The 12,130-nt window shown below is 64.5% G+C and carries 7 protein-coding genes; 3 read left to right on the top strand and 4 right to left on the bottom strand.

Annotated features, from left to right (window positions below):
- The first annotated feature begins 176 nt into the window (after positions 1-176).
- Complete coding sequence (locus tag QM596_RS21960) at positions 177-539, top strand: DUF3817 domain-containing protein (RefSeq protein ID WP_020908283.1); 363 nt, start codon at positions 177-179, stop codon at positions 537-539.
- 105 nt (positions 540-644) lie between these two features.
- On the top strand, positions 645-1,541 hold the full coding sequence (locus tag QM596_RS21955; protein ID WP_060939690.1) for a co-chaperone YbbN: 897 nt from the start codon (positions 645-647) through the stop codon (positions 1,539-1,541).
- An 18-nt stretch (positions 1,542-1,559) separates the two neighbouring features.
- Here the strand turns inward: QM596_RS21955 and QM596_RS21950 are convergent, their stop codons facing one another.
- From QM596_RS21950 to QM596_RS21940, 3 genes are read right to left on the bottom strand one after another with little or no spacing between them, the layout of a single operon-like run.
- Positions 1,560-3,008 (bottom strand): neutral zinc metallopeptidase, encoded by a 1,449-nt coding sequence (locus tag QM596_RS21950; protein WP_283309924.1) that lies wholly within the window; start codon positions 3,006-3,008, stop codon positions 1,560-1,562.
- A complete protein-coding gene (gene glgB / locus QM596_RS21945) occupies positions 3,008-5,209 on the bottom strand; it encodes a 1,4-alpha-glucan branching protein GlgB (RefSeq protein WP_031331511.1) in 2,202 nt (733 codons plus the stop codon). Before glgB ends, QM596_RS21950 begins: the two co-directional genes overlap by 1 nt.
- Positions 5,209-7,233, bottom strand: a complete 2,025-nt coding sequence (locus QM596_RS21940) for an alpha-1,4-glucan--maltose-1-phosphate maltosyltransferase (RefSeq protein WP_020970040.1) — start codon at positions 7,231-7,233, stop codon at positions 5,209-5,211. The genes glgB and QM596_RS21940 overlap by 1 nt, the downstream gene beginning before the upstream one ends.
- 177 nt (positions 7,234-7,410) lie before the next feature.
- Between QM596_RS21940 and glgP the strand changes: the two genes are divergently transcribed.
- Positions 7,411-10,011, top strand: coding sequence for an alpha-glucan family phosphorylase (glgP, locus tag QM596_RS21935; protein ID WP_283309923.1), 2,601 nt, complete (start codon positions 7,411-7,413; stop codon positions 10,009-10,011).
- 68 nt (positions 10,012-10,079) lie between these two features.
- Here the strand turns inward: glgP and QM596_RS21930 are convergent, their stop codons facing one another.
- Positions 10,080-12,128 (bottom strand): ATP-dependent DNA helicase, encoded by a 2,049-nt coding sequence (locus tag QM596_RS21930; protein WP_019749155.1) that lies wholly within the window; start codon positions 12,126-12,128, stop codon positions 10,080-10,082.
- Positions 12,129-12,130: the final 2 nt, after the last annotated feature.

Genomic DNA, 12,130 nt, shown 5'->3' with positions numbered 1-12,130 from the left:
CGGCATCGGCGCAGCCGCACTCTGCGGCGGCGGCGGACAAGGCGACGCACTCATCGTCCGCGTCCCCAAGGCTTGAGTGTCTAAATACACCTGAACGAGCGCTCTCGCTCTGCGACGCCCCGTGGTTTTGCTCACACAACTACGGGGCGTCGTAGTTGTTCGGGCACAATGGCCTCATGGCGAACATCTTTGACGTATCCACTCCCGCGAAACGCTTCCGTCTGGTGGCGTGGTGGGAAGCTGTGACCTGGGCGGCCTTGCTGGTTGCCATGTTCTTCAAGTGGGTCCTCGGACACGAAGAAGCGATTCGCATCCCCGGAATGGTCCACGGCACCGCGGGCTTCCTGGTGTTCATCGTTGTTGCTCTGCTGACTGCGTGGTCGCTCAAGTGGGATATCAAGACCACGATCCTTGCGCTGATCTCGAGCGTTCCCCCGTTCGGCACCGTCATATTCGAACGCTGGGCAGTGCGAAACGGCAAGCTCGGTGAGCTGTCCACGGAGTTCGAGGCGTCCAAGGGCAACGCGGCGCTCGTCTGAGTGCTGCATCCCTCTACGTAGCTTCGCGCAACTCGTGACAAACTGGGAGCCGTGACTCGACCAGGTTCCAGGCCCCCCGCGCGTTCGTCCGCAGTTGCTGCCGCCATGAGCGGCGCAGTCGACTTGTCCGCCTTCAAAGAGCGGGCCACGGCCCCACCACCGCCGCGTAACACCAGCGGCGACGGGGCCGTTTCTGCTGTCTCCGGGGCAGTGATCGAGGTGACCGAGGAGAACTTCGAAAGCGAAGTCCTGCTCAAGTCGAGCCAGGTGCCGGTCATCGTCAACATCGGTGGCCGCGCATACGAGCCCTCGGTCGTGTTCACCGAAGTTCTCGAATCATTGGCGGCGCGCGCCGGCGGCAAGTGGATTCTTGCCAACGTCGACGTCGACGTGAGTCCTCGCATCGCGCAGGCATTCGGTGTCCAGTCGGTGCCGACGGTTGTTGCCGTCGCAGCTGGTCAGCCGTTGGCCGATTTTCAGGGCGCTCAGCCAGAGGCGCAGCTCAGCCAGTGGTTCGACGCAGTGCTCCAAGCTGTCGAGGGCAAGTTGAGTGGGCCGGTGTCCGACGGGGACGAACCGGTGGAGGAGGTCGAGGATCCACGCTTCGTGGCCGCTGAAACCGCGCTGGACGGGGGCGATCTCGACGCCGCCATCGCTGCGTACCAGATGATTCTCGACGCCGAACCCAACAATGCGGAGGCCAAGAGCGCTGTCCGCCAGGTGAAGTTCATGGCTCGGGTTCAGGGCGTCGATCCCGAGTCGATCGCGGCCGCGGATGCTGATCCGTCCAATCTCGAACTGCAGTTCGCTGCGGCCGACCTGGAAATGTTCGCCCAGCAACCCGAGGCGGCGTTCGCGCGCTTGATCTCGGTGGTTTCGCGAACTGCCGGCGACGACAAGGCCGCAGCGCGGACGCGCCTGCTCGAGCTGTTCGAACTGTTCGACCCGGCAGAACCGATCGTCATCGCGGCCCGGCGTAAGTTGGCTTCCGCTCTCTACTGACGTGTGGACCGGCAGCCGCTACTCCGTGTAGCGGCTGTCGCACACTTCCCGGCCACCCAGTACGCCGGTCCGGAACGCGTCTACGCGTGCAAACCCGCTCGGCACCGTCTCACCGTTGACGTCACTGGCGGCGAGGCCATCGGTCAGCAGCCCCGATACGGCTTCGTCGAGGTCGCCGGGGGAGAGTGTGACTTGAGCTCCGGACGCCGCAGCGTTGGTGGGACTGAGCGCTGCGGTGATGACGCCGGACAGGCAGGCGGCGCGCAAGGCAGTCTGCGGAGTGTCGAGCGATTGGCCGTTCTCCTTCTGCATCGCGAGGGTGTACCTCGACGCGAGCAGGACGTAGGCGTTGTAGTCGCCGGTGATGTTGGTCTGGATCAACTCACGTCGACCGACGCGACCCGGCGTGCCGCGCTCGGCCAGGTCGTCGACGCTGATTCCGATGGTGTTCGTCGACGGGCAGTACGAGACGGGCTCGGTCGCAACGGCGTCGCTGCACCCGGTGTCTGCGCCGGTGAACACGACCTTCGGCGGCTCGGGTAGATCGAAGATCGCTTGGAATGTCTTCACGAACTCGTCGAGCGTTGCCTCGGTGACAGGCAGTTCTCCGGAGTCGTTGCCTTCGGCGAATTGCTGCGGGAGGTCTGCGCGTCGTGACTCGATTTCGTCGGCGTCCATCTTCGCGCAGGCGCCGGCGCCGTCGGTGAAGCCGATCTGAGTGGCGGTGACGCGCTCGAACGCCGAACCATGGTGGCTCTCAGGATCATTAGGGTCTTCGTCGCGGATGGCGACCGCCGAGGCCAACACCTTGTTGAGGCCGTCGGAGGTGTTCATCGTGAAGTGTGCGGCCTTGTCCTCGGCGACGTGCCGCAAGAAGGCGCCACCGAAACAGTCGGCTTGCTGTTCTCGCACCAGGGCCGCATCTCGTTTGCCGCCGACGATCCCGGCTTTGCGTTGAACGGCGTGGCCGTACTCGTGCGCGAAAATGAAGGCGACGGCCACTTCGCCGAACTTCTCTCGTACCTCGGGCAGTAGCAGTTCGCGATCCCAACCGATGGTGTGATCGATGCTGCAGTACCCGGCGTTGATGAGTTCTTCGGTGGTCTCTTCGCAGAAGTCCGGGCCGTTCGATTCGGTGGGGTCCCACGAGATCAGCTCGTCGACCGGCTCGAAGGGGTTGTCGAACAGAGCCGGGTACTCGGTGGCCCAGTAGGTTTCGATGTCGGTGATGGCGTTGGCCGCCAGGGCGTCGATGTCCCCGCCGTCGGTACCGGTGATTGCTCGGTCGGCATTGGGGGCTCCCGGGCGCAATCCGCTGGGGCCTGCTGTTGCGTCGAGTCCGGCGACGCGGAACGGATCGTGATAGATCGAGACGGCGTGCCCGTTCGTTCCGCTGGCACAACCGGCGAGCAGTGCGGCCACTGCGAACAGTGACGACGTGACAATGACTACTCGCCGGCCGACCATCAACGCTCCAGACTTATCCAAATCGCTCCAGCAGCTGGCAGCGCCACCTGTGCGGAGGCTGGCCGACCGTGCCACGAACGCGACGTTGCCGTGACCGCTCCGAGGTTCCCGACTCCGGAGCCGCCATACACCTCGGCATCGGTGTTGAGAATTTCCACCCATCGGCCGGGCTCTGGTAGCCCGACGCGGTAGCTCGAGTGCTCACTGCCCGAAAAGTTGAACAGGCAGGCGACAATCGAACCGTCAGTACCGTAACGCAGAAAACTGAGGACGTTGTTCTCGGTGTCGTTGGCGTCGATCCAGGAGTATCCGCCGGGGGAGGTGTCGAGGGTCCACATCGCCGGATGGCGTCGGTACGCGGAGTTGAGATCTCCGACCAGTCGCTGGACGCCGCGGTGGAGAGTGCCGGTGTACTGATCGTCGAGTTGCCACCAGTCGAGGCCGCGTTCTTCGGACCATTCCGCGCTCTGACCGAACTCCTGTCCCATGAACAGCAGTTGCTTGCCCGGATGCGCCCACATGTACGCAAGCAGTGAGCGCAGGCCGGAAGCCTTGGCGAAGTCGTTGCCGGGCATCCGGGTCCACAGAGTTCCCTTGCCGTGCACCACTTCGTCATGGCTGATCGGTAGCAGGTAGTTCTCACTCCACGCGTACATCAGCGAGAAAGTGATCTCGTGATGGTGGTAAGTCCGGTGCACCGGGTCGTGACCGAGGAACCCGAGGGTGTCGTGCATCCACCCCATGTTCCACTTCATGTTGAACCCGAGGCCACCGACATTGGTCGCCCGAGTGACTCCGGGCCACGCCGTCGACTCCTCGGCGACGGTGACGACTCCTCGGTGGTTCTTGTGGACGGTGGCGTTCATCTCCTGCAGGAACGCAACAGCTTCGAGATTCTCGCGGCCACCGTGAATGTTGGGAGTCCATCCACCTTCCGGACGTGAGTAGTCCAGGTACAGCATCGATGCGACGGCGTCGACGCGCAGTCCGTCGATGTGGAACTCCTCGAGCCAGAAGAGCGCGTTGGCGACGAGGAAGTTCCGGACCTCGCGGCGACCGAAGTCGAATACGTATGTGCCCCAGTCCAACTGCTCGCCGCGACGCGGATCGGCGTGCTCGTACAACGGCGTTCCGTCGAAACGGGCAAGCGCCCATTCGTCTTTGGGGAAGTGTGCAGGAACCCAGTCGACGATGACGCCTATCCCTGCGGCGTGCAGGTGGTCGACGAACCAGCGGAAGTCATCCGGGGTGCCGAAGCGGGAGGTCGGTGCGTAGTACGAGGTGACCTGGTACCCCCACGATCCACCGAACGGATGCTCGGAGACGGGCAGCAGTTCGACGTGGGTGAATCCGGTTTCGGTGACGTATACGGCGAGTTGCTCGGCCATCTGCCGGTAGTCGAGTCCCGGACGCCACGATCCGAGGTGCACCTCGTACACGCTCATCGGGGACTGCGAAGGGTCGACACCAGCGCGGGTTTCCAGCCAGGCCGCGTCGTTCCATTCGTGCGAACTGGTGGTCACTCGCGACGCCGTCGCCGGCGGTACCTCGGTACCGAATGCCATGGGATCGGCCTTGTCGCGAACCGAGCCGTCGTGGCCGTGGACCCGGAACTTGTACAGCGAACCGACTGCGATGTCGGGCAGGAAGAGTTCCCAGACCCCGGTGGAGCCGAGGACTCGCATGGGGGCGAATTGCCCACTCCACCCGTCGAAGTCGCCGACGACGGTCACGCCGCGGGCGGCCGGAGCCCAGACGGCGAACGAGGTGCCGTCGACGGGTCCGTCCGGTGTCTCGTACGAACGCGGATGTGCGCCGAGGATGTCCCACAGTCGTTCGTGCCGACCTTCGCCGAACAGGTGAAGGTCGAGTTCACCGAGAGTCGGCAGGAATCGGTAAGGGTCGGCTGCGAGAACTGTGTGGCCACCCGGGTACGTCACGGAATAGCGATAGTCGATCAGGTCTGGGTAGGGGACCAGGGCCGCGAATATTCCGTTCGAAACATGTTCGAGAGGAAAGGTTTTGCCGCCGATGACGGCACTGACGGACTCGGCGTTGGGACGCAACGCTCGGAGAACGGTGCCGTCGGCGTGGGGATGGGCGCCGAGGACACTGTGCGGATCGTGATGTTCACCGCGCGCCAACAGTTCCAGATCGTGATTGTCCGGCGCGATACCCGAAGGGGACTTTTCGGTTGGCATCACTTGCCTCCACCTGCGCGGTGCGCATTGCGAGCTTGGTAGGCCAGAGAGATCCGGGCCGGATACGGAACGGGTGGGAGCGCGAGGATGTGCGCCACCGAACGCCAGGGCTCGAGCCGGACGAAATTGGCCTGGCCCCAATTGAACTGCTCACCGGTAACCTCGTCGAGCACGGTCATGTGGTCGTGCCATTCGCGTCCGAGCGCCGGCATGTCCAACCAGACGGTGCCCTCTTCTGCCGCGAACGGGTTGAGGTTGATCACCGTCAGGACGGCGTCACCGGTCGAGGCGTCGAACTTCGAGTAGGCGATCAACGCGTCGTTGTCGATGTGGTGAAAGTGCAGGTTCCGCAACTGCTGCAGGGCCGGGTGTGCACGCCGGATGCGATTGAGTGCGGTGATCCACGGCTCGAGAGATTCGCCTCGCGCTGCCGCTTCGGCGAAACGGCGCGGACGAAGTTCGTACTTCTCGGAGTCGAGGTATTCCTCGCTGCCGGGGCGAACGGCTTGATGTTCGTAGAGTTCGTAACCGGAGTAGACGCCCCACGTCGGCGCCAGGGTGGCGGCGAGAGCTGCTCGCAGTGCAAACATTCCGGGCCCACCGTGCTGGAGGGACTCGTGCAGGATGTCCGGTGTGTTCACGAAGAGGTTCGGTCGGGCCTCGTCGGCCTTTGCCGCCAGCTCGTTACCGAATTCGGTGAGCTCCCACTTTGCAACTCGCCAGGTGAAGTACGTGTACGACTGCGTGAACCCGCGCCTGGCAAGGCCGTACATGCGCGCCGGACGAGTGAAAGCCTCGGCGAGGAACAAGACGTCGGGGTCGGTTTTCTTGACCTCCGAGATGAGTGTTTCCCAGAAGTTGGGCGGCTTGGTGTGCGGGTTGTCGACACGAAAGATCTTGACTCCGGCGTTGATCCAGTGACGGACCACGCGCAGGATTTCCTTGTCCAGACCGCGAGGATCGGTGTCGAAGTTGATCGGGTAGATGTCCTGATACTTCTTGGGCGGGTTCTCGGCGTAGGCGATGGTGCCGTCGGGAAGGACGTTGAACCACTCCGGATGCTTCTGAGCCCATGGATGATCCGGGGCGCACTGCAGCGCGAGATCCAGTGCCACTTCGAGATCCAGCTTGCGGGCCGCAGCGACGAAGGCCTTGAAGTCCTTGAGCGTGCCGAGTTGGGGGTGAACAGCGTCGTGCCCGCCGTCGGCAGAGCCGATCGCCCACGGCGAACCAACGTCGCCGGGTTCGGGGGTGAGGGTGTTGTTGCGTCCCTTGCGGTTGATCTCGCCGATGGGATGGATCGGCGGAAGGTAGACGACGTCGAAACCCATTGCGGCGATGCGGGGCAGATCTTCGGCCGAGGTACGGAACGTGCCGTGCTGCGGTACTCCGTTCTCGTCCCATCCACCGGTCGAACGGGGGAAGAACTCGTACCAGGAGCCGAACAGTGCACGGCTGCGATCGACGACGACAGGGTGGGACTCGCCCTTGGTGACCAGCTCGCGAAGCGGAGTGGCGCGGAGCAGTTCGGCGACGTCGGAGGCGAAGGCCGGAGCGACGCGAGCAGTCAGCGCCTGATCGCTGCGCAGCGACGCCGTGACGGCCTCGAGCCTGGACCTGTTGCCCCGCGGCACTTCGTGCGCGGCCTTTTCGAACAGGCGCGCACCGATTTCCAGGTCGTTGGCCAACTCGGCCGCCCCTTGCCCGACGGCGAGCTTTGCTTCCACGGCGTGCTTCCAGGTGGCGATGGGATCGCTCCACGCCTCGATCCGGAACGACCACATACCTTCGGCGGACGGCGTGAACACCGCGTCGACGGTGTCCGGTTCGGTCCCGGGATCCATCGGAATGCGCAGCGGCTTGGTACCGCGCGGACCACGCACGACAAGAGTGGCGGAAATGGCGTCGTGGCCTTCTCGCCACACGGTGGCGTGCACCGGGAAGACTTCACCGACCACGGCCTTTGCCGGATAGTTACCCGAGATCTCGGGTACCACGTCGTCGATACCGAGGCGTCCTGACACGGGAAGCTCCATTTCTGATGATGGATCGCGGTAAAACTTTCTTTCGCCGGGTTCAACCGTAGTGGGTGCGACGCTGGAGTGCTGATAACGACGAATTCGGGTCTGTCGGTGGTCAGGTCGGCTCGGGCGTTCGGTTCCACCGGACAGAGTGCAAGGAACTCGACTAGGGTTCGCGGGGTGAAAGCCTTGCGTCGGTTCACTGTCCGAGCCCACATTCCGGAGCGCCTCGCCGCGCTCGGCCCCCTGTCCACCAACCTTCGGTGGTCGTGGCATCCCGAGACACAGGATCTGTTCTCGCGACTCGACCCCGAACTCTGGCAAGCAGTCCAGTTCGATCCGGTCCGCATGCTCGGGGAAGTCAACCCCACCCGTCTCGACGAACTCAGCAGTGACGAGGCATTTCTCGGTGACCTCGACACTGCAGCAGCCGATCTCGATGCCTATCTGAGCACGCCGCGCTGGTATCAGTCCCAGCAGGCCAAGGGCACATCGTTGGCTGGCGGAATTGCGTACTTCTCCATGGAGTTCGGAGTCAGCGAAGTTCTGCCCAACTACTCCGGCGGATTGGGCATCCTCGCGGGCGATCACCTCAAGGCCGCGTCCGACCTCGGGCTGCCGCTCATCGGCGTCGGACTGCTCTACCGATCCGGCTACTTCCGCCAGTCACTGACTGCCGACGGTTGGCAGGCCGAGCACTACCCGCCGCACGACCCTCAAGGGTTGCCTCTTCGTTTGCTGACGGACGCAGGTCCGGCGTCCGACGACGGATCACCGGTTGTCATTCACGTCGCGATGCCCGGTGGACGAGTGCTGCGAGCGCGAGTGTGGATCGCTCAGGTCGGACGAGTGCCGTTGCTGCTGCTCGATTCCGACATCTCCGAGAACGACGCGGATCTGCGCGGCGTCACTGACCGTCTTTACGGTGGGGACCAGGATCACCGCATCAAGCAGGAGATCCTCGCAGGTATCGGCGGCGTCCGCGCGGTGCGTGCCTACACCGCGGCGTACGGATTGCCCGATCCCGAGGTTTTCCACATGAACGAGGGGCATGCCGGATTCCTCGGCATCGAACGGATTCGGGAACTTGTGACCACCAGCGGTCTGGACTTCGATTCGGCTCTGGCCGCGGTCCGCGCCGGAACGGTCTTCACGACGCATACTCCGGTTCCCGCCGGAATCGACCGCTTCCCGGCGGATCTGGTCCGTCACTACTTCGGCGGAGCGAACGGCGAGAACGAATCGAGTTTGCTTCCCGGACTGACCGTCGACCGCATAGTCGGGATGGGGCGCGAATCCGATCCGTCGATCTTCAACATGGCGCACATGGGTCTTCGCCTGGGCCAGCGAGCCAATGGCGTCTCGAAGTTGCACGGCATCGTCAGTCGCGACATGTTCAACGGACTCTGGCCGGGATTCGACGCCGACGAGGTGCCGATCGGATCGGTCACCAACGGTGTCCACGCTCCGACGTGGGCTGCGCCGGAGTGGATGGACGTGGCCAGGCGGATCGTGGGGCAGGAGCAACTCGAAGAAGCGCGAGGTTGGGAGCGCCTACACGAGTTGTCGGCCAACGAACTGTGGGAGACACGTAATGCGTTGCGCGGCAAGTTGGTCGACGAAGTCCGTCGTCGCGTCCGAGCGTCGTGGCTCGAACGCGGCGCGACCGAAGCTGAACTCGGCTGGACTACTGGAGTTTTCGATCCCAACGTCTTGACTGTCGGATTCGCCAGGCGCGTGCCTACGTACAAGCGGTTGACGCTGATGCTCCGTGATCCCGAGCGTCTGCGTGCGATGTTGCTCGACGAGAAGCGTGCGGTGCAGTTGGTGGTGGCCGGTAAGTCGCACCCCGCCGACGACGGCGGTAAGGCACTCATCCAGCAGGTCGTACGGTTCGCCGACGAAGCGGATGTGCGTCACCGCATCGTCTTCCTGCCCGACTACGACATGTCGATGGCCCGGTACCTCTACTGGGGCTGCGACGTGTGGCTCAACAACCCACTTCGCCCACTCGAGGCGTGCGGCACTTCCGGCATGAAGTCCGCGCTCAACGGTGGACTCAACCTCTCCATTCGCGACGGATGGTGGGACGAGATGTACGACGGCGAGAACGGGTGGGCCATTCCGACGGCCGACGGTGTTCTCGACGACGTGCGGCGTGACGATCTGGAAGCCAGCGCGCTCTACGAACTTCTCGAGCACGCGGTACTGCCGACGTTCTACGACCGTGATGCAGCCGATCTGCCGACGCGCTGGGTCGAGAGGGTTCGCCACACTCTCGAGAATCTGGGCCCGAAGGTGTTGGCATCACGCATGGTTCGTGACTACGCCGTCGACTACTACGCCCCTTCGGCGGAATCAGCTCGAGCGGTAGTGGCGGACGATTTTGCCGGCGCGCGTGAGGTGGCCGAGTTCCGTCGTCGCATCGAATCACAGTGGCCGTCGGTCGCCGTCGAGCAGGTGGACGGTTCCGGCTTGCCGGACACTCCGGAGATCGGTGCGACCATCTCGTTGAAGGCCAAGGTCCGCCTCGGCGGCTTGTCGGTCTCGGATGTCCAGGTCCAGGCAGTCCTGGGACGCGTCAGTCCGGGCGAGGAACTCACCGACGTGGTGACGTTCCCGATGACACACTTCGGCGCCGAGGAAGGAACCGAGATCTTCGAAGCCGAGGTTGCGCTTCCGGTCTCCGGTTCCGTGGGATACACCGTGCGGGTGCTGCCGCATCACCGGTTGTTGGTCGATGCGTCCGAACTCGGGTTGGTGACCACTCCGAGCGTCTGACGTATTGCATTCTGCCCCGGTCCGTTCGGTCGGTACCGGGGCAGAATTGTGTCCGCGTGAGAACTGGCTCAGGGACGTGAGTCGCGGATGCGGGTGAGCGCCTTGCGGACGACTTCGGGGTTGGTCGTCTCCCAGAAGGGCGGCAGCGATGCGCGAAGGTAACCCGCGTATCTCGCCGTGGCCAGACGCGGATCGAGCACGGCCACCACGCCCTTGTCGTCGGTGCTGCGAAGCAGGCGACCCACGCCCTGTGCCAGGAGCAGCGCCGCGTGATTGGCCGAGACGCTGAGAAAGCCGTTACCGCCATGGGATTCGATGGCTTGTTGGCGAGCCATCAACAGTGGATCGTCCGGGCGCGGGAACGGAATCCGGTCCAAGATGACGAGGCTCAGCGATGGGCCAGGGACATCGACGCCCTGCCACAGGGACAACGTGCCGAACAGTGACGTGGGTTCGTCCTTGGCGAAGGCCTTGACGAGGGTGCCGGTGGCGTCGTCGCCCTGGCACAGGATCGGGGTGTCGAGGCGTTCGCGCATCGCCTCCGACGCGGCTTTGGCGGCGCGCATCGAGGAGAACAAGCCGAGGGTGCGTCCGCCGGCGGCCTCGACGAGTTCGGCGATCTCGTCGAGATAGACCGGGGAGAGGCCGTCTCGGCCGGGCGTGGGCAGGTGGCGGGCGATGTAGATGATGCCGGCCTTGGCATGGTCGAAGGGCGACCCGACGTCGAGTGAGTTCCAGCGGAAAGCCGAAGCGTCAGAAGGTGCTTCGGTGCCGATGGCCGTACCCGAGTCAGGGCGCACCGACGATTCCGCAGGAAGGCCCCAGTTGACGGCGAGACCGTCGAACGATCCGCCGACGGTCAGCGTCGCGGAGGTGAGAACGACGGTGGATTCGGCGAACAGTCGCGAGCGCAGCAATCCGCCGACGGAGAGCGGAGCCATCCGGACGGAGCGCCGAACCGATCCGCGGAACTCGTCCGAGGACAGCCAGACGACGTCCTTGCGCTTGGCCGGGTCTGGTTCGTCGAAGGCGGTGAGAATACGCACGGCACTGTCGTGGACGTCGTCGACGGACGAGAGCGCAGCGTTGCGGGCTGCAGCGGCTTCGGGGTCTGCGGCTGCCATGCCCGGTTTGGCCGGACCGATCGCGGTGCGCAGCGACCAGGCCGCATCGCGTATCGCGGCCAGTGCGGGGGCTGCCCCGTCCGGGAGGCCTTCCCATCGACCTGGACGCAATTCCTCGAGGAGTCCCGCCCAACCCTCGCCGGCAGCTTCGAGTCGGTCGGCGTCCTGCTCTTCGGCGATCTTGCCGCAACGCCTGGCCGCGGCACTGATCGACGAAGCTGTGAGATCGGCCGTGGCAACGCCGGTGACGCGGTCGACCAACTCGTGGGCTTCGTCGATCACCACGACGTCATGGTCAGGGAGGATCTGGATGCCGGTGATGGCGTCGATAGCGAGCAGTGCGTGGTTGGTGACGACGACGTCGGCCTTAGACGCCTCGACGCGGGCGCGCTCGGCGAAGCAGTCCTCACCGACCGGGCACTGGTTCTTTCCGATGCACTCGCGGGAGGTGACGCTGACCTGCCGCCACGCCTGATCGGATACGCCCGGTACCAATTCGTCACGATCACCGGTTTCGGTGTCGGAGGACCATTCGGTGAGGCGGACGACCTCCCGGCCGAGACGCGAGACCGTGAACGGATCGAACAACTCGTCCTCGGGTGGCTGTTCGGACGCGCCGGTGTGGATCTTGTTCATGCACAGGTAGTTGTTGCGGCCCTTGAGGATTGCGAACTCGGCGCGCCGGCCGAGTGGCTTCTTCAGTGCATCGGCCAGCCGTGGCAGATCTCGATCGACGAGCTGGCGCTGAAGCGCGATGGTGGCGGTGGACACGACCACAGTGCGCCCAGACTCGACCGCATGGCGCAGGCTCGGAACGAGGTAGGCGAGTGACTTACCGGTACCGGTGCCGGCCTGGACGGCCAGATGCTCGCCCGTGTCGATCGAGTGCGCCACGGCCGACGCCATCGTCAGCTGACTGGTTCGTTCGGCACCGCCGAGCGACCGCACCGCTGTCTGGAGCAGTTCGGGAACGTTCGGGAGTTGATCGGCCACCC

It is taken from the genome of Rhodococcus sp. IEGM 1406, assembly GCF_030056745.1.
GTDB classification, from domain to species: Bacteria; Actinomycetota; Actinomycetes; order Mycobacteriales; family Mycobacteriaceae; genus Rhodococcus_F; species Rhodococcus_F erythropolis.
Note: the sequence above shows the minus strand (reverse complement) of the source record. Positions and strands in the feature narration are given on the sequence as shown.